The organism is Spirosoma foliorum, assembly GCF_014117325.1.
In the GTDB taxonomy this organism is placed as follows: Bacteria; Bacteroidota; Bacteroidia; order Cytophagales; family Spirosomataceae; genus Spirosoma; species Spirosoma foliorum.
The window spans coordinates 2124458-2141831 of sequence record NZ_CP059732.1; the positions used below are offsets into that span (position 1 = coordinate 2124458).

Sequence of the window (17374 nt, forward strand, 5' to 3'; positions counted from 1 at the left end):
GCTTGAATCGCCCGAATTACGAATCCACAAATCTCACTTCGTCTTAGGAAGGAGCGTTTTCGTGAAAAGTCCTGCGGGACGCACCGATTGGTAGCTGGTCAGTTGAAGGAGGCTCTGAACGCCAGGGGCGATTGATTGGTCTTGCTCTTGAACAGTTTGCTGAAAGACTGCGGGTAACCAAACCCCAATTGGTAAGCTATTTCACTGACAGACAATTCGGTGGTGACCAGGATATCTTTAGCGTACTCGATCAGTTTTTCGTGAATGTACTGCTGGGCCGTTTGTCCAGTCAGGTGCTTCAGACAATCGCTCAGGTAGTTTGCCGACAGGTTCATCTGCGAGGCCAGGACATTAACGGTGGGTAGACCCTGCTCGGCTGCGTTTCGCACCGACTCATTCAGCACATGGTCAACCCGGTTCAGCAACTCGCTGTGTTTGGGTTTGCGGGTAATAAATTGCCGGTTGTAATACCGATTGCAGTAGGTGAGCAACAAATCCACAGTCGACAAGACCACATCCTGACTATACGTATCGATAGGCAAATGGTACTCTTTTTCAATATGCTGAAAGAGGCTATCAATCGATTGTTCCTCGTCTTCCGACAGAATCAGGGCTTCATTAACCGCGTAGTCAAAAAAGGCATAGTCCTTTATTTTTTTGCCTACCGGAAACGTTCTGAAAAAATCAGGGTGAATCATCAGTAACCAGCCGGATTTGGCCAATACGTCGCCTGGTTCCAGAATACTGACCTGCCTGGGGGCAAAAAAAGACATGACGCCTTCGTCAAAATCGTATGGAGTTTGCCCATACTGAAGTTTGCCGGGACAATCTTTTTTTAGAACAATATGGAAAAAATCAAAAATCAATCGCACCCGCGCATCATTGTTTACTCTAGGCATATCCTCGAACCGCAGAATGCTGAACAACGGATGCTTTGGTTTGACCAAGCCCAGGGCTTTATGGCTTTGGGCGATGGTTTCTATCCGGAGGGTTGTCAGGTTATCTTTTTGCATATCAACGCAGTTTACCTGTTCATTTGTTTTCGTTTTCGGCTGGCAAACAACCGGGCGATGGTGGCATTGGGTATTAACGCTCCCAGCCGTACGCCCCAGGCATTTAAGCGGCCCGATACGTGAAAAGTTTCGTTCTTTTCCCAGGCTTGTATCATCTCAGTGGCAACCTGTTCGGCCGTCTGGGTATAAGCCCCATCGGTCAGGGCTTTACCCCAGGCATTATCGTTGGCGGGCGTATTCATAAAATTGGTGCTGGTGAAACCGGGACTAAACAAAAGTACCCGAATGCCGTAGGGTTTGCACTCTTGGGTAAGGGCTTCCGAAAACGAGCGGACAAATACTTTGGAAGCTGCATAAACCGCCATATACGGGCTTGGAAAAAATGCAGCTAGCGAGGCTACGTTGATGATACCGCCCATTTTGGCCGCGATCATCTGGGGCAGAAACAGGTGACACAGCGCCACCAACGAAGCATTGTTCAGGTGCAGCATGGCCAACTCAGCTTGCAAATCATTTTTCACAAACTCACCACTGGAGCCAATGCCTGCATTGTTGACCAACAGCGTAATTGTCAGCTTTTTTTTTCTGACATTCTTCATAAACCTGCCCGGCGGCATCTGGCTTACTCAGGTCTGCTGGAATATAGTGCGCCTGGATGCCGTATGTTTTAGTGAGTTGAGTACAAAGCCTGTCGAGTTTGTCGGCACTACGGGCTACCAGCAACAAATTATGTTTTCGTTCGGCCAGTTGGGTAGCCAGGGCTTTACCGATACCGTCTGAAGCTCCGGTTATTAGGGTTACGTCCATATCTTATTCTGTTTATAGGGCAAAATTGAGATAGGTCGTACTGAAAATCGTGTTCAAATAACGGTTGGTTGTGTTCAAATCATCGATGATCCTGGACTTTACGATTGGTAAGGCGCTAGAAGTACTGTATGGTGTTTGCCGAAAGGCTTAACCAGCCCTTGGAAGCAACTTCATTGGCAACCTAGAATCAATTAGTAAACTGCACCGCCCTAAACGACTTAGTCAAATTATACATAAAGTGCTATTGTCTCATCTTGGGGAGCGTTTCTTGAGAATTTGAGGATTTTTGAACAAAAAGAAAATTAAACCATATCACTTCTGATAAACTGTGCCTAGTAGCAGTTACATCACCCAAATCACATCGTTAGGACCAACAACTAACAGTCAGCCATCTTTCACAAAGACTATCTGTTTCACCCTATTCCTGATTGTCTTGTTTCGATTGGCCGGTTTTGGCATTGCTCGTATTATCTAAAGGTGAACAAACAGCTATTGATAAACTGGGGCCTAGTTGGTTGGTTGTGGATTCAGTAAGTCGATCGAGTATAGATTCATCCCACATGGTGTCCCCACATTCTTCATTCACAAAGGGAGCATCGTCTAAGTCAGTAAATTTGTTCTCGGTAGTCATGCAATTAGTAGGTAATTAGATAGTGAAAAATTAGACAAGAACCTCCACAATGGGCGGATGACACCAGATTGAAATATCGGTGGCAGTGAGAATCGGCCAGCCAGAGCTGAAGCCACCAACTGTCGGTACTTTAGTCTCGAAACCAACCCATCCTAATTGATAGTGTCGGATGGCGTACGAACAAAGAATACAGGGTTCGTGGGTAGTATATAGCAAACAACCAGTTAATTTTGACGAGCCCAAATGGGCAAGGGCATCTCGAATGGCTTCCACTTCGGCGTGTCTGGTAATATCATTGGCTGGTCGGGTGGCCTCGCGCCCTTCGCCAATAATGACACCATCCCGAACAATGACTGAACCTACGGGCGTATTACCGGTTTCAGACGCTTCTTTAGCCAACTGACGGCAACGTTCTATAAATCGCAAGTGCTCATTCATGGTTTAAAGATCTAATTCGATATCAGTTTGGGGCTGGGCGCAACAAATCAGAATTTCGCCCTCAAAGGGCTCCGCAAACGGCTCTGGCGAATAACGTATCGTTCCTGATAATAAACTGGTGCTGCAACTCATGCAAGTTCCCTGTCGGCAACTGCTGGGTGGAAAGATATTCTGGCTCTCTAGTAGGTCTAATATACTCCCGTCGGTATCATTCCACACAAACGATTGGTTGGAACGTACTAAGGATACCCGGCGTATCAATGAGTTCGGCACATTTGCCGAAGGGATACGGTTGATTTCCTGATCGGGTACAGCCGTTGATTGATCTGTGCCAAAGTATTCGTAAGCCAATTGCGCATCGGTACCCCCCCACAATTTTAGTCCCTCCGTTAAAACATTAACAAAGGAACCTGGCCCACAAAGGTAAAAATCAGCGTCAGCCGTGGGTAAATGACGTTTTAGAAAATCCAGATCGATCCGCCCCCTGGTATCGTAGTCCTCCCCGATGATCTCATGTTCGAAAGGCTGGCTGTGATGGATGAAGACCTGGATGTGCGAATGCTCGCAAGCCAACGCCCGAACCAACTTGCTCATTGGTTGCACCTCATTATTTCGGCTCCCATGAAAAAACCAAACAGAGCGTGGGTTAGGCTCCTGAGCAATGGTTTCCAGCATGCTGAGCATGGGCGTAATACCCACACCCGCACTTACTAAAACGACAGGTCGTCGTGATGCCGTTGGTAATACAAATGCGCCCTGCGGTTCGCTGATCCATAACGTATCGCCAGGAAAAACTTGGTCATGTAAGAAGGCAGAAGCTATTCCTGGTGAAGTATGGTTGCCTTCTCGCTTGACGGTAATGCGATAGTGCGGTTGTCCGGGGGCAGTCGATAAGATATAGGAACGCAGGACGGGATTCACCTGTCCGGGCAGCGATAGTCGAACCAGTACGTGTTGGCCCGGTCGGTAGGGAGCAAGTGGTTTTTCATCTAGTGATTTCAGATAGAAGGAATAAATAGTTTGGCTTTCCCTGACTTTATCAATCACTTGAACGGGAGTGAACATGCTTACTTAACGTTAAACGGTGAATATTCTAAAAAGGTCCAGCTTAATCCCGATAAGCTCGATTGGCGAAGCCAGCTATGGATGTGAATTTGCCAATAACGACCGGTTCCGCCGGTAGGGTCTTCGGGGGATGGCTCGGTAAATTGAACATCAGCATGCCCAGTGATTTGTAGGCTTTCGCCCGTTTCAAAGTTGACAAACAGGAGACCTGCTCGGGGATTGATCGAAAAGTTTCCTAATGAATTGAACATGCTGTTACCATTGTAATCCGGGATTTGCAGAGTTTGATTATCAAGGATCTGGACAAAACCAGGTTTTCCTCCCCGGTGACCTACATCCAGGTGGTCGTCGTCATGTGCGCTACCCACAAAGAAGGTGTCAGTCTCAGCAATCCAAGCGTTCAGTTCAGGAGTTAGTTGGGAACCTGTTAGAGTGGCCTGATTAGTCGGCTGATCGATAGCAGTTATGGCCACTTCCCGTCGTTGGATATAGCGGGGGCAAAGTGGAAAGGCTTCCTGTACGCGTACAGTTAAACCGACTTCATTCGAGGCAACTGACACCGTACCGTTTACTTTCAAGCGCTTCCGTGAACTAAGCTCGATGAAAAGTAGGCCTGCCACTGGATGCTGAGCCACGTTTGTCCAGAAACGATCATCTGGAGCTGATAGTAAATAGTCGGTGCTAAGCTGAACAACTTCTGGGCTTTCAGCCTTCAGAAAGCCCGGTTGACCGGCCAGCATTGATACCCAAATAGCCTGCTGATCATCGAGGCTTGCTGCCACCACAAAGGGTTGTTTATCAACGAATTTTAGCGCTCCAGAAGGTATCCGGTTGGCAATAAGCCTGCCGTTTCGAGTAGCTATATGCGCTTCGCCCGCACGGGCCTGTATTTGCCGTTCGCCAGAATGAAATGGGGTTGTGTCCATTGCACAAAGAGGGGAGATACAGTCGTCATCAAGACAGCCTGATGACGACTGGAAAATGGATCGTTTCCTAGAATGTGATGATTTGATACCCTTCCCGTTGCAGTTCAACAAAGCTGGGAAGTCCTGATGTGCCCGGCACTGCGTTGGTGGTGATCAAATCATAGCCCGTGGGAACAGCGCCAAAAACAGTGGCACAACCACTGGAAACTCCCTGTACCTTATCCTTTACAGCGGCAAATAAGCCATAAAACGGATTATCAGATTGTTCCAGCAGAGCTGGCCAGCGCGTTCCAGCTCCCTGGAATAGAATAGTTACTTCCTGATTGGCTTGCTTAAAGTCGTAAGCTGCTGCCAGGGCGTTGAATAGTTTGCCATTTGCGTCATCCGAGCCTGAATTGGGGTCTGAAAGAATAATAAGGGCTGTTTTTGCAGGATTCGTCATCTCATTTGTTTGGTTTATATGAATTATTGAAATAATTACCGAACGTTCGGTAAAATCTTTGAGCATACTTATGTATTCATGCGAACTGGTAGAGGCATTTATCTCATGCCAATTTCCTATTTACTAGCTGATAAATGAAGTTTTCAATTCATCCAGCGCTTCTTGAAACAGCGAAGGCTGCTGAAGGGCCCTGGCCAGAATAAGCGTACCCTGAATTTTAGTGATCACCAGTTTTGCCAGCCGGTCTGATTCGGTTTGATTGTGGCCGAAATCGAGCGCTAAATGAGTGAAAGCATCGATCCACAGCTGGAAAATCGCGGCAATTTCTTGCTGGAAAACATTAGCCTCCGATCCGTGTGACAACGCCCTAAGAATACAGTCAAGTCGACCACCATCATACAATTCGTCTATGGCTTTAAATGCCACTTCTAAACGTTCTTTTGGCGTGTTGGTTGAAAAAAGCACATCGACAATTCTGTTCTGTGTCCAGTCGGCAACATAGCTCAGCACAGCATGGGCCATTTCCTCTTTGCCCCGAGGGAACCTGTGGTACAAACTTGCCTTTTTTAATTGCGTCGCTTCCGCTAGTGTAGCCATGCTTGAACCGTCGTAGCCAGATGATCGGAAGACTTCCATTAGTTTGTCGATAACGACATCGTGTTCAACTTTTGCGTGTGCCACTTTTTGTTTCTTTTAAATACCGAACGATCGGTAAAAATTATTAGTTCATGAAGATCGAAAAATTAAAGGAACTAACAAATTATTCCGACCGTTTGGTAAAATTGATGAATTGAATGAACACAACCCGGTTGCACCATGACGAATACCCGTAATTGCAGCGTGATGATCAAAGAAAGTCCAGCCGTCTTGTCCTGGGATGAGGAGATTTACCTGATGCACCATCGCCACCATCAGGAAATAAACCCTACCCACACTATTGTGCACATGAATATGATCAGTATCGTCATCAATGGGGAAAAGGAAATCGTTGAGGGTAATTGCCAAATGGTTGTTCCGGCTGGATCTGGCTTTTTTATGAAGAAAGGCGCTTATGGTATTGCCGAAAAAGTAGATGATCGTACGGGTGCGTATGAAGAAATTACGATTCTGTTTTCGGAAGCCTGGTTACGTGCCCAGGCTGGTAGCATATTTGCCTGTACGAGCGTAGTGCCGCCAGACGAATTGGCGCAACCCACGGCAGGCGTGGCATTACTCCCGGCAGATGACCTGATGAGTGCATTAACGTTGCAGCTCAAAGCCTGTATTACGGGAAATGCCGATCCCGAACGAAAGCGGTTTCTATTGCCTGCCAAGATTACGGAATTGTTTCAGATACTCATTTCTGCGCCGGAGGGGCATCATCTGGAAAGACAGCTGCGTAGCCTTGATTCGTATATATCGCCCGATTTGATGGTGCTGATGCAAAACAACTATAAAGAGAATATATCCCTTGAACAATATGCTTCGCTGGCGAATTGTAGCCTGTCGACGTTTAAGCGAAAGTTCCAGCAGACCTTTAAAATGAACCCCGGTAAGTGGATCATGCAGCGCCGGTTAGAGACGGCCTATGAATTGCTTCAAGGTTCGGAAAAGAACATTACCGAAATAGCCTATGAGGTAGGTTTTGAGACGCCCTCCCATTTTATCGCTTCCTTCAAGCAGAAATATAGGAACACGCCCAAGCAAGTACAGCAACGGTTTTGACCGCGCTGGCTACCTGAACTTTACAGAACATTTTTAGAACGTTTCATGAAATAGCCCCTCTTGCCAAGGGGCTAATTTTGTGTTGTTAAATCACAAGCAATACGAAAATGAAACTGTTCTATTTCACGGACCCGATGTGTTCGTGGTGTTATGGATTCAGCCCAGTGCTGAAAAAACTAAAAGAGAACTATCCCGAGATTGAGCTGGAAATTATTCCCGGTGGATTTTCTCCCTTCAGCAAGCAAACGATTACTCCTGAGTACAAGGAGTTTCTAGAATTTCATTGGCGAAATGTAAACCTCCGAAGCGGCCAGCCATTCGACCATTCCATGAAGTTTGCTACGGAAGCATTTCATTATGATACCGAACCATCCAGTCGTGCCTTAGCCGTTATCCAGACAATCGTGCCAGAGCGGGATTTTGAGTTTCTGAGCCTGATGCAAACGGCATTTTATGTGAAGGGAAAGGACATTACTAATGGGATTGTACTGGCGGGATTGGCGGAGAGAATTGGCGTTGATAAATCTGTTTTTTTTAAGCATTTCAATTCAGAAGCCATGAAGCAGAAAACAATCCGGGGATTTCAATGTAGCCGAAACGCAGGTGTTCAGGGTTTTCCAACCTTGCTGACCATGGAAAATGGTGCCGTTAATGTCGTTACGCGCGGATTCCAGTCGTTTGAGAATCTGAAAGTGAGTATCGATGGGTTGATTAGAAAAATGAGCCTGTCTGATTCAGCTCATGGACCTGCTTGCGCTGACGGTTTTTGCGAATACTGAAAAATCGAGGCCATGAAACCGTTTTCCTCATTCATTCAGCATTTGAGTAAGCAGTTGAAAAAACCGTTGCCTGCGGAAATGGCTCACGCGGTTATGGAGGCTTCGTCAGCGGCTTACCTGACTGTGAATCCTGATGAGAAGACACGGAGGAGTGCAGTTCTGATGCTCCTGTACCCAATCAAGGATGAAGTCTCTTTCCCTTTGATTGTCCGGCCTGCCTATGAGGGATTTCATTCGGGTGAGGTTGCTTTCCCTGGTGGTCGGTACGAGTTGACCGATAACGATTTGATTCATACGGCTCTGCGCGAGGCACAGGAGGAAGTCGGTGTGAAGCCCAATGACGTTAAAATCCTGGGGACACTGACCGAAATCTACATTGGCCCCAGCAATTTCCTTGTCCTGCCCGTCATCGGATACATTCCATTCAGGCCAGACTTTGTACCCAGCGATCGGGAAGTAGAGGCAATTCTTGAAAGTAAACTCGATCACTTTTGCGACCCAAACCTTGTTCGCTCCAGTGAAATACGGATTCCCGGCGATCGGGTCGTTACTCCGTATTACGAGGTAGAAGGCCATAAAGTGTGGGGAGCCACAGCCAAGATGATAGCCGAACTCTTGATGGTACTGGATGTAAAGCGTCCGCTCACAAACGACGTGTAGGAACTGTCGTCACGCGATTACCAATAAATTTTACGAACAATGTCAGTTTCTGGTTTATTCAAGCCACTAACCCTTTTGCATGGCCAAGCCATGAGAAATCGATTCATGCTGGCACCGCTGACCAATCAACAAAGCGAACTGGACGGTACAGCCTCTCCATACGACTATAGTTGGATCGAACAGCTTGCACAAGGTGGATACGCCTTAATCTAAACCTGTGCCACAACCGTAGAAGAGGGCGGCATTGCCTTTGCGCGTCAGTTAGGCATACATCGTGATGACCATTTGCCGGGTATAATCCGGATGGCCTCTACGATCCGGGCAGGGGGCGGCTTGTCGGCGGTGCAGTTACACCATGCCGGTCACCGGGCTAACCCGCTAATCGGGGGAATACCAGCCCCTGCTTCGCGTTACACCGTACCGGGCGTCAAGGCAATTTCGACCCAGGAAGTGGAGCTAATTCGGGATAGCTTCATCGCAGCCGCCAAAAGAGCCCAACAGGCGGGGTTTGATGGGGTTGCCGTGCACGGCGCGTTCGGGTGGATTTTGTCAGAATTCATGTCGCCCTATTTGAACGACCGCACCGACAAATACGGCGGTAGCCTGGAGAACCGTGCTCGCTTTACAATTGAGGTCATTGAGGGCATCCGTCGGGCTTGTGGACCTGATTTTCAGATTGGTTGGCGTTTGTCGATCGAGCGATACGGATTACGGTTGGAGGAGCTGCGTGACATCACGGCTGAAATCTTTGACCGTGAGTTGATCGACTATCTGGATCTGGCCCTGTGGGATTCGGCTCAAATCGTTCGCGAGGGAGCGTTCAGGGGAAAGACGATGCTCAGTGTCTTTACCGAACTACCTCGCAAAGGTGTACGCTTGGGCACAGCGGGAAAGATCATGACTGCTCAACGTGCCGGAGAGCTGCTGGATGAAGGCTGTGACTTCGTGCTGATTGGGCGGGCGGGCATTCTTCAGCGGGACTTTCCTTTACGGGTAAAAGCAAACCCAAAATATGAAAGTCCGACGCTCCCCGTGACAGCCGGATTCCTACGCCAGGGTGGCCTGAGCGAGCGCTTTATCAATCACTTACGGGGCTGGCCAAGCTTCGTGGTTCCTGGCTCTTTATAAACTCAATTAATAAATCTTACCGATAAATTTTATGAATACAATTCATTGTCTTCGGAATGCCAAGGGCATTCTATTGAAACATCATACCTGGTTCAATTTTCTGATTTTCAATGCCTTAATGACTGCGTTTCTGGTTAGCTGTGAATCATCCGCAAATAAATCCGATACAGCTACAACACCAGCTGTTTTACCCGTCAGCGAGGTGCATGAACGTACCGAAACTACGTTTAAAGATTATCCGGCTTCTATCCAGGGGGCGGTAGATATTGAGATCCGTCCACAAGTCAGCGGCTATATACAAAGCGTATTAGTGAACGAAGGGGCATATGTGTCGGCTGGTCAAACTCTGTTTGTTATAAATGATCAGCCGTATAAGGAGGCCCTGAATAACGCAACGGCGAGTCTGCATGCGGCTGAGTCCGCTGTGTTGAATGCGCAATTGGAAGTGGATCGATTAACTCCGCTCGTCCAGAATAAAGTCGTTGCCGACTTTCAATTGAAAACGGCCAAGACAGCGTACCTGATTGCTCAGGCGAATGTTGAACAGGCAAAGGCTACTGTCGAGTCGACTAAAATCAATCTGGGTTATACACGTATAAAGGCTATCGTTAGCGGCTATATTGGGCGTATTCCGAAGAAACAGGGCAGTTTAGTCTCGCCAACTGACCAGTCGCCGTTAACGAGCTTGTCGGATATTCACGAGGTGCATGTGTATTTCGCCCTGGCCGAAACGGATTTCAATCGGTTCAACGCCAATTATTTAGGAAAAACCATTCAGGATCGGATCAGGCATTTGCCGGCAGTAGAGCTAATCTTATCGGATAATGCTACGTATCCCGTCAAGGGGAAGATCGATATGATCAACGGACAATTTGATAAAAATACGGGCGCCATTACGTTGAGGGCCAGTTTTTTGAATAAAGATGGCACCCTTCGATCCGGAAATACAGGGAAAATACGACTGGGTTTACAGCATGAGGATGCCATTCTGGTACCACAATCGGCTACGGTTGATATGCAGGACAAAGTGTTTGTTTTTGCCCTTGCCAAAGGGAATACAGTTACCAAAATGCCGATCACCGTGATCGGAAAAAGCGGAGCCAACTATCTGATTAAAGAGGGTGTAAAACCCGGTGACCAGATTGTATTGAGCGGTTTTGATCGCTTACAGGAAGGGCAGGTCATTACCCCAAAACGAGTTGCTGAAGAGGCTACTCCATTACTCAGCAAAAATTAAGGGCTATCATCATGTTTAAGGTATTTATTCAACGACCCGTATTGGCCACTGTTATCTCTATTCTATTGGTAATATTGGGAGTCATCAGTCTGATCAAATTACCCGTTCAACAGTTCCCCGATATTGCACCACCATCGGTTATGGTCAATGCCTTATATCCTGGAGCTAACGCAGAAACGGTGCTGCGCTCGGTAGCACCATCACTGGAAGAATCGATCAATGGCGTAGAAAACATGACCTATATGAGTTCTACGGCCAGTAACGACGGCACGTTAGCCATATCGGTTTATTTTAAACTAGGAACCGATCCCGATCAGGCAGCCATTGACGTACAGAACCGGGTATCGCAGGCATTGAGCCGCTTACCTGCTGAAGTGGTTCAGCAAGGCGTCACTACGTCGAAACAACACGTTACGTTTATGATGGGGATCGGGTTGTTTACCGAAGATGAATCCCGGTACGATCCTACGTTTGTCGGCAACTATGCCGAAATCAATATCATTCCTGAGCTTAAGCGAATTCCCGGTGTTGGGTTGGCCAGCTTATATGGGGGGAATAAGGATTACTCAATGCGGGTCTGGTTGAACCCGAGCCAAATGGCTAATTATCAGATTTCGACCAGCGAAGTCATGAAAGCCATTCAGGATAAAAGTCTGGAAGCTGCGCCGGGTAAATTCGGCCAGCATAGCAAAGAGGTTTTCGAATATGTGATCAAATACAAAGGCAAACTGACCAAGCCAGACGAATACGAAAACATTGCAATACGTTCGAACACTGATGGATCAGTACTGCGACTGAAAGACGTAGCAAGGGTAGAATTAGGAGCGTTTTCATACAATAGCTCGACGCGGCTGAGTGGTAAAAAGGGAGTGGTTATCGGTATTCTTCAGTTGTCAGGAGCGAACGCCAACGAAACTCAGATAGCCGTCCGAAAAGCGATGGAGAAAGCCGCGAAAAGCTTCCCGAAGGGTATAAAACACCACATCTTCTTTGGTACAAAAATAGCGTTGGATGAATCTATTGCACAGGTAAAAGATACGCTGATCGAAGCCTTTGTTTTAGTCTTCATCGTGGTATTCCTGTTTTTGCAGGATTTCCGCTCGACGCTCATTCCTGCCATTGCCGTTCCGGTAGCCATTTTAGGTACGTTCTTTTTCATGCACCTGTTTGGTTTCTCGATCAACCTGTTAACCCTGTTTGCCTTGATTCTGGCCATTGGTATTGTGGTCGATGATGCGATCGTGGTAGTTGAAGCGATTCATGCCAAGATGGAGCACAAGCGGCTGGGACCGAAAGCGGCTACCCATGAAGCGATGCATGAAATCTCGGGAGCGATCATCTCCATTACGCTGGTGATGGCGGCCGTATTCCTGCCAGTAGGTTCGATGGAAGGCTCTACGGGTCTGTTCTACCGTCAGTTTGCCTTTACGATGGCCATCGCAATTGTCATTTCGGCGATTAACGCGTTGACACTGAGTCCTGCTCTGGCGGCTTTGTTCTTAAAAGAAATCCATTCTGGTCATGGAGAGGAAGGACTCGTTGAAGCCGGATTTAAAGAAAAATTCTTTATCGGGTTCAACAGTAGTTTTAATGCACTGACCAGGCGTTACGTCGGTGGATTGAAATTCATGATTCGACATAAATGGCTGAGCATGGGTGGTCTGGCGTTAGTGGCACTGGCAACGATTCTGCTGGTCAGGTCCACACCATCCGGGTTTATCCCAACCGAAGATCAGGGATTTATTGCGATTGCGGTGAACACGCCCTCGGGAACGACGCTGGATGGAACCCAACGTATAATGAGTCAGGCGGAAACGATTATGCGGGGCTTGGAGGCCACGCGATTTGTGACTGCTATTTCCGGTTTCGACGTATTGACCAATTCCATGAGTCCGTCCAAAGCCATTATTTACGTATTGCTAAAGCCGAATAAAGAGCGCGGCAAACTGAAAAATCTCGATGCGATCATGGACGAGATACGTAGCAAACTGGGTGGTATTACCGGGGCTAGCTTCTTCGTTTTCAGTTTTCCAACGGTTCCGGGTTTTAGTAATGTGGAAGCATTGGATATCGTGCTCCAAGACAAAATCGGAGGTAAGCTGGATAAATTCAGTGGCATTTCGCAAGCGTTTATCAAAGAACTGATCAAACGACCGGAAATTGGGGCCGCCTTTACCAGTTTCAATGCCGATTATCCACAACTACAACTGGATATCGACGATGATAAAGCGAATCAGCTCGGCGTACCAGTCAAAGATATTCTGGAAACCATGCAGGCCTATTTTGGTAGTGCTCAGGCATCCGACTTCAATCGATTTGGTAAATATTATCGGGTTGTTGTTCAGGCGGACATTGTCGATCGGGCCGATCCGTCAGCCATTGATCGCGTGGTTGTCAAAAACCAAATGGGTGAGATGGTACCGATCAACACATTAGTAAAACTGAGTCGAATTTATGGTTCGGAGACGGTGTCACGGTACAATATGTTCAACTCGATCTCGGTCAATGCCATTCCGAAGAGCGGGTTCAGTTCCGGGGCAGCGATCAATGCGGTGGAAGAGGTAGCCGAAAAAATCCTTCCGGCCGGTTATAGCTACGAATTCTCCGGGCAAACGCGCGAAGAGATTGCGTCCGGCAGCCAATCGACCGTCATTTTTATCCTCTGTATGGTGTTTGTGTATTTTCTGTTGGCGGCACAGTACGAGAGTTATATCCTTCCCTCGGCGGTCATGTTATCGATCCCGACCGGCATATTCGGGGTGTTCGTAGCTATTGGGTTGACCGGTATCGAAAACAGCATTTATGTTCAGGTAGCCCTGGTTATGCTGATTGGGTTGCTGGCCAAGAATGCAATCCTGATTGTGGAGTTTGCCTTACAGCGACGAAAATCCGGGCAGCCTTTGATCGCATCCGCTATCGAAGCTGCTAAATTAAGACTCCGCCCAATCATCATGACCTCGCTAGCATTCGTGGTCGGTTTAATCCCGATGATGTACGCAACAGGGCCGTCGGCTCAGGGAAATCACTCGATCAGCATCGGTGCCGCCGGTGGTATGATTTCCGGCGTCGTATTAGGTGTATTGATCATCCCAGTACTCTTCGTCGTCTTCCGTGCCTTGCAGGAAAAATTATCAAACGAATCAAATCAGACTCTTCATCACCATGAAGAGCCCGTAAAAGATCCAGACTATGAAACTGTTTAATATAGTAATTGTCTCGCTCCTTGTTTTTGTTTGGAGCGGATGTACGGTTTCAAAAAATACGTCCTTGCCCGACGTAGCGCCTGAGACATTTAGAAATACATCGCCCTCGGATTCGTCAAGCATTGGCTCTTTTCCCCTCAAGCGATTTATCAATGACCCCACGCTTCAGGCGTTACTGGATACCGCACTGGTTAAAAACTTCGATATGCAGGTGGCACTCAAAAACATCGAAGCAGCGGACGTTTTATTCAAACAAGTCAAACAGGGTTATTTGCCGGAAGTGAGAGTGCAGGTAGGGGCCAGTTCAAGCCGCCCATCCGATAACAGTTTATCTGGATTAAACCTGAACCAGTTTTTAGGTACGGCACATATTGACGATTATATCGTCAATGCAGGGGTGGTGTGGGCGGCAGATATCTGGGGTAAAATCCGTAACCTAAAAGCAGCTGCGTTAGCCACTTTTTTACAGACTGAAGAAGCGCGTAAAGCCGTCCAAACGCGTTTGGTTTCGAACGTATCCCAAGGCTATTACAACCTGTTAATGCTGGATGCGCAATTGGAAATCGCCCAAAAGAACTTGGCGCTGACTGATAGCACAGTAGAGATTATCAATTTGCAGTTCAATGCGGGTCAGGTTACTTCGGTGGCTGTTCAACAGGCTGAGGCACTCCAATTAACGACTGCCCAGTTGATTCCAAAGCTGGAACTGCAGATTATCCTGCAAGAAAACGCGTTGCGTGTGTTGATCGGAACCTTACCCAAAGCAATTGATCGCGAAAGCCGGTTGGATAAACTAGTTATTCCACCGGATTTAAACTTAGGGTTTCCATCCGCTATGTTAAGCCGCAGGCCAGATATTAAACAAGCCGAGTTAGCTTTAACGTCGGCCAACGCCAAGGTTGGTGTAGCCCAAGCCAGTTTATATCCATCGTTAGTGATTACGGCCAGTGGAGGGCTAAATGCGTTTAAGGCTAGTAACTGGTTTAGCGTTCCTACCTCGTTGTTTGGTCTGGTTTCGGGTGGAATTACTCAACCCATTTTTCAGAGAGGTCAGTTGAAAAGCGAACTAGAACTAGCTAAAATTGACCGCGAAAAAACAGTGATCCAGTTCCGCCAATTGGTCTTATATGCTGTGGGTGAGGTGTCTGACGAATTAACTAAAGTTGACAAGTTAAAGGCGCAATATAGCCTAACTGAAAAGCGGGCTCAGTCCCTACAAAAAGCGTCTCAACAAGCAACATTGTTATTCGAAAGGGGTATGGCCAACTACCTGGAGGTCATTACTGCGCAAGGTAATTTATTGCAAAGTGAGCTGGAGCTGGCTACAATAAAAACCCAGCAGCTAAATGCGGTGATCGGCTTATACCGTGCTTTGGGCGGTGGCTGGAATTAATACGTCATATAAAAAATACCAGGTATGACTGGTATTTTTTATATTCTACTATCGGTCTTATTTAACGCCCCATTTGTAGACATCCTTTCGTCTCAACTGGGAGGGTATTTTGAGAATGTCCCTTTTAAATTTAATACCTGTTCAACTCAATCCGTAGCTTATGAACTGCGCCATACCCAGATTTGTCTTCTATTCAAATACTGCTTTTTGTAGTAGTTAGGACAGCCTGTAAGGCGTCCAAATGCTCAGGCTAAACGAAATGTATGCAATCATATTCAACCCCGGCAGGCATCGTTCGCGTTGAGCGAATGAATAAAACGTTTACCAAATATCACCTGGGCGATGGCCGGGTATTGCATCATTTTACGGCGGCTAACGACGAGTTGCTCCATGACCACCCATGGCCCTTTCGCAGTACCATTTTATCGGGCGGATACGCTGAGATCGTTGCGGACCTAAAAGACGATGGAACGTTTGCCTTGACTACAGTGAAGCGCCTACCTGGGACAACTCACGAGGTACAGGCGGGTACCATACACAAGCTGTGTGGCTTACTGAAAGGCGATTGCTGGACCCTCATTGAACCGGGTAAGCCTGAGCGGAAATCGGGCTTTTATAAGGCGGATGAGGATGGGGTCTGGCACCGGTTCTGGGACCAACGGACATGGAGGTTGATCGTGGCTGTACCCAAGTCGGCCTAAAATTCCACCGAATATTGAGGCATCACGGTAAGTTTCTCTCGACTCAATCAGGAGGTTTTTGTGAGATTTAGTACACAACTAGTCACGTAGTTTGTTCAAGGTTTTAATTTCCCCTTATCCAGTAAGTCCGTGAGGAATATGGTCAGCACTCCCAGATCGACACCTACTTGATCAGCATTGACCTTATCTTTTGATACCAAAAGTGAGCAATAGGCCCACCAACAGCACCCCAACCCCCAATCCAATCAAGACGTTTTCTGTCACCGCTGACGCTTGTGTCGCAGGAGGGAGTTGGGATTGTGGTTCATAGCAGCCATCTGTGACCGCCAGAATCAGCGCAACCGTTTCAGCCGGTACATCCAATTGCGGAACGTGGCCACAATTCGAAAACCAGTGTAGCTGAGCGTCAGGAAACAACTTCAGGGCCAATTCAGACTGACTGGGCGGACAAATCCGGTCCTGACGACCCCAACCAATGACCAGGTTCGGGATGGAACCAAGGGATGCTCCCTGCTGTAGAGGGCCATGGGCCAGACTATCCAGCAGCTTGGTAAAGCTGGGGGTGGGTAAAAACTCCCGAAATTCATGAAGGGCTACTTGGGCTGGTATTGTCCAGGGATGGGCCGAAAATTGAGCAAACAGCACCGTTCGGCTCACCGGATTGCTGACCAGGGGCGGTAAGATCGGTTGGATGAGCCTGGATAATTGTGCCGATAGCCGAACTGACTGGTAGAAATAGGCCACCTGCCAGCCTTGCCAGAATCCACCCGGATCCAGGGATACAACAGCACCGACCACCTGGCCCCGCCGGGCGAGTTCGAGCACCAGCCGGGCGCCCATCGAATTGCCTACGGCATCGATACCCAGCAATTGGTGCTGGGTTAAAAAGTCGGTTACTGCATCGGCTAGGGTGGGAATGGATACCTCTCCCAGTAGGGCCGGTGACTGACCGAAACCGGGTAAATCTACGGCAATCACATCCCGTTGAGTGGCCAACTCATCCATAATCAGATCCCAAACCTTTAGCGAACTCCCCAGACCATGGAGCAATAAGAGTGGTTTGCCGGTTCCACGCCGGACATAATTCATAGTCATATGCATTGCATAGTAAATCGTACCTGTGCGCTGAGCAACTCAACCTCCTATGAACGGCTACCAGTACAGATAGTTTAGGACAGGTGGACTGTCCAGGGTAAGCTAGACTGGACAGTCCGTTTGATTTCAAAGTCCAGTTTAGCGTTGCAAAT

The 17374-nt window shown here is 47.8% G+C and carries 18 protein-coding genes and 1 pseudogene; 9 read left to right on the forward strand and 10 right to left on the reverse strand.

The window, feature by feature from the left end:
• Positions 1-98: 98 nt before the first annotated feature.
• The 9 genes from H3H32_RS08585 to H3H32_RS08625 form a co-directional block, all read right to left on the reverse strand.
• Positions 99-1013 carry a helix-turn-helix domain-containing protein gene (locus H3H32_RS08585; RefSeq protein WP_182462288.1) on the reverse strand — a complete coding sequence of 305 codons (915 nt, stop codon included), beginning with the start codon at positions 1011-1013 and terminating at the stop codon, positions 99-101.
• A gap of 11 nt (positions 1014-1024) precedes the next feature.
• Positions 1025-1612, reverse strand: a complete 588-nt coding sequence (locus H3H32_RS08590) for an SDR family NAD(P)-dependent oxidoreductase (protein WP_182462289.1) — start codon at positions 1610-1612, stop codon at positions 1025-1027.
• Complete coding sequence (locus H3H32_RS08595) at positions 1539-1820, reverse strand: SDR family NAD(P)-dependent oxidoreductase (RefSeq protein ID WP_182462290.1); 282 nt, start codon at positions 1818-1820, stop codon at positions 1539-1541. Before H3H32_RS08595 ends, H3H32_RS08590 begins: the two co-directional genes overlap by 74 nt.
• Before the next feature lie 418 nt (positions 1821-2238).
• Positions 2239-2451 carry a hypothetical protein gene (locus tag H3H32_RS08600; protein WP_182462291.1) on the reverse strand — a complete coding sequence of 71 codons (213 nt, stop codon included), beginning with the start codon at positions 2449-2451 and terminating at the stop codon, positions 2239-2241.
• A 30-nt stretch (positions 2452-2481) separates the two neighbouring features.
• The gene (locus H3H32_RS08605; protein ID WP_182462292.1) at positions 2482-2889 is read right to left on the reverse strand and encodes a nucleoside deaminase; all 408 of its coding nucleotides are present in this window, start codon (positions 2887-2889) and stop codon (positions 2482-2484) included.
• A 3-nt stretch (positions 2890-2892) separates the two neighbouring features.
• Positions 2893-3954 (reverse strand): 2Fe-2S iron-sulfur cluster-binding protein, encoded by a 1062-nt coding sequence (locus tag H3H32_RS08610; protein ID WP_182462293.1) that lies wholly within the window; start codon positions 3952-3954, stop codon positions 2893-2895.
• A gap of 2 nt (positions 3955-3956) precedes the next feature.
• Positions 3957-4880, reverse strand: a complete 924-nt coding sequence (locus tag H3H32_RS08615) for a PNPOx family protein (protein ID WP_182462294.1) — start codon at positions 4878-4880, stop codon at positions 3957-3959.
• Positions 4881-4947: 67 nt separating this feature from the next.
• Positions 4948-5322: a DsrE family protein gene (locus H3H32_RS08620; RefSeq protein WP_182462295.1), complete on the reverse strand. Its 375-nt coding sequence runs from the start codon at positions 5320-5322 to the stop codon at positions 4948-4950.
• Between the two features lie 123 nt (positions 5323-5445).
• On the reverse strand, positions 5446-6003 hold the full coding sequence (locus tag H3H32_RS08625) for a TetR/AcrR family transcriptional regulator (protein WP_182462296.1): 558 nt from the start codon (positions 6001-6003) through the stop codon (positions 5446-5448).
• A gap of 135 nt (positions 6004-6138) precedes the next feature.
• Here H3H32_RS08625 and H3H32_RS08630 point away from each other — a divergent pair, with 135 nt between their 5' ends.
• The 9 genes and pseudogenes from H3H32_RS08630 to H3H32_RS08665 all read left to right on the forward strand — a co-directional run bounded on the left by H3H32_RS08630 (position 6139) and on the right by H3H32_RS08665 (position 16127).
• Positions 6139-7026 carry a helix-turn-helix transcriptional regulator gene (locus tag H3H32_RS08630; protein WP_182462297.1) on the forward strand — a complete coding sequence of 296 codons (888 nt, stop codon included), beginning with the start codon at positions 6139-6141 and terminating at the stop codon, positions 7024-7026.
• Positions 7027-7133: 107 nt separating this feature from the next.
• Positions 7134-7805, forward strand: coding sequence for a DsbA family protein (locus H3H32_RS08635; RefSeq protein ID WP_182462298.1), 672 nt, complete (start codon positions 7134-7136; stop codon positions 7803-7805).
• Positions 7806-7817: 12 nt separating this feature from the next.
• The gene (locus H3H32_RS08640) at positions 7818-8465 is read left to right on the forward strand and encodes an NUDIX hydrolase (RefSeq protein ID WP_182462299.1); all 648 of its coding nucleotides are present in this window, start codon (positions 7818-7820) and stop codon (positions 8463-8465) included.
• Between the two features lie 90 nt (positions 8466-8555).
• Positions 8556-8678 (forward strand): hypothetical protein, encoded by a 123-nt coding sequence (locus H3H32_RS37800; RefSeq protein WP_256432983.1) that lies wholly within the window; start codon positions 8556-8558, stop codon positions 8676-8678.
• A gap of 18 nt (positions 8679-8696) precedes the next feature.
• A pseudogene (locus H3H32_RS08645) lies at positions 8697-9593 on the forward strand (oxidoreductase); the annotation flags it as partial.
• Between the two features lie 31 nt (positions 9594-9624).
• Positions 9625-10830 (forward strand): efflux RND transporter periplasmic adaptor subunit, encoded by a 1206-nt coding sequence (locus H3H32_RS08650; RefSeq protein ID WP_182462300.1) that lies wholly within the window; start codon positions 9625-9627, stop codon positions 10828-10830.
• 11 nt (positions 10831-10841) lie between these two features.
• Positions 10842-14033 carry an efflux RND transporter permease subunit gene (locus H3H32_RS08655; protein WP_182462301.1) on the forward strand — a complete coding sequence of 1064 codons (3192 nt, stop codon included), beginning with the start codon at positions 10842-10844 and terminating at the stop codon, positions 14031-14033.
• A complete protein-coding gene (locus H3H32_RS08660; RefSeq protein ID WP_182462302.1) occupies positions 14020-15426 on the forward strand; it encodes a TolC family protein in 1407 nt (468 codons plus the stop codon). The genes H3H32_RS08655 and H3H32_RS08660 overlap by 14 nt, the downstream gene beginning before the upstream one ends.
• A gap of 263 nt (positions 15427-15689) precedes the next feature.
• Positions 15690-16127: a hypothetical protein gene (locus H3H32_RS08665; RefSeq protein WP_182462303.1), complete on the forward strand. Its 438-nt coding sequence runs from the start codon at positions 15690-15692 to the stop codon at positions 16125-16127.
• A 183-nt stretch (positions 16128-16310) separates the two neighbouring features.
• Here H3H32_RS08665 and H3H32_RS08670 read toward each other — a convergent pair whose 3' ends face one another.
• Complete coding sequence (locus H3H32_RS08670) at positions 16311-17216, reverse strand: alpha/beta fold hydrolase (protein ID WP_240543719.1); 906 nt, start codon at positions 17214-17216, stop codon at positions 16311-16313.
• Between the last annotated feature and the right edge of the window lie 158 nt (positions 17217-17374).

Bases quoted from the DNA above. Each gene is read 5' to 3' on its own strand.
- H3H32_RS08585 (WP_182462288.1), bottom strand. From the start codon at position 1,013: ATGCAAAAAGATAACCTGACAACCCTCCGGATAGAAACCATCGCCCAA.
- H3H32_RS08590 (WP_182462289.1), bottom strand. From the start codon at position 1,612: ATGAAGAATGTCAGAAAAAAAAAGCTGACAATTACGCTGTTGGTCAAC.
- H3H32_RS08595 (WP_182462290.1), bottom strand. From the start codon at position 1,820: ATGGACGTAACCCTAATAACCGGAGCTTCAGACGGTATCGGTAAAGCC.
- H3H32_RS08600 (WP_182462291.1), bottom strand. From the start codon at position 2,451: ATGACTACCGAGAACAAATTTACTGACTTAGACGATGCTCCCTTTGTG.
- H3H32_RS08605 (WP_182462292.1), bottom strand. From the start codon at position 2,889: ATGAATGAGCACTTGCGATTTATAGAACGTTGCCGTCAGTTGGCTAAA.
- H3H32_RS08610 (WP_182462293.1), bottom strand. From the start codon at position 3,954: ATGTTCACTCCCGTTCAAGTGATTGATAAAGTCAGGGAAAGCCAAACT.
- H3H32_RS08615 (WP_182462294.1), bottom strand. From the start codon at position 4,880: ATGGACACAACCCCATTTCATTCTGGCGAACGGCAAATACAGGCCCGT.
- H3H32_RS08620 (WP_182462295.1), bottom strand. From the start codon at position 5,322: ATGACGAATCCTGCAAAAACAGCCCTTATTATTCTTTCAGACCCCAAT.
- H3H32_RS08630 (WP_182462297.1), top strand. From the start codon at position 6,139: ATGACGAATACCCGTAATTGCAGCGTGATGATCAAAGAAAGTCCAGCC.
- H3H32_RS08635 (WP_182462298.1), top strand. From the start codon at position 7,134: ATGAAACTGTTCTATTTCACGGACCCGATGTGTTCGTGGTGTTATGGA.
- H3H32_RS08640 (WP_182462299.1), top strand. From the start codon at position 7,818: ATGAAACCGTTTTCCTCATTCATTCAGCATTTGAGTAAGCAGTTGAAA.
- H3H32_RS37800 (WP_256432983.1), top strand. From the start codon at position 8,556: ATGAGAAATCGATTCATGCTGGCACCGCTGACCAATCAACAAAGCGAA.
- H3H32_RS08650 (WP_182462300.1), top strand. From the start codon at position 9,625: ATGAATACAATTCATTGTCTTCGGAATGCCAAGGGCATTCTATTGAAA.
- H3H32_RS08655 (WP_182462301.1), top strand. From the start codon at position 10,842: ATGTTTAAGGTATTTATTCAACGACCCGTATTGGCCACTGTTATCTCT.
- H3H32_RS08660 (WP_182462302.1), top strand. From the start codon at position 14,020: ATGAAACTGTTTAATATAGTAATTGTCTCGCTCCTTGTTTTTGTTTGG.
- H3H32_RS08665 (WP_182462303.1), top strand. From the start codon at position 15,690: ATGCAATCATATTCAACCCCGGCAGGCATCGTTCGCGTTGAGCGAATG.
- H3H32_RS08670 (WP_240543719.1), bottom strand. From the start codon at position 17,216: ATGAATTATGTCCGGCGTGGAACCGGCAAACCACTCTTATTGCTCCAT.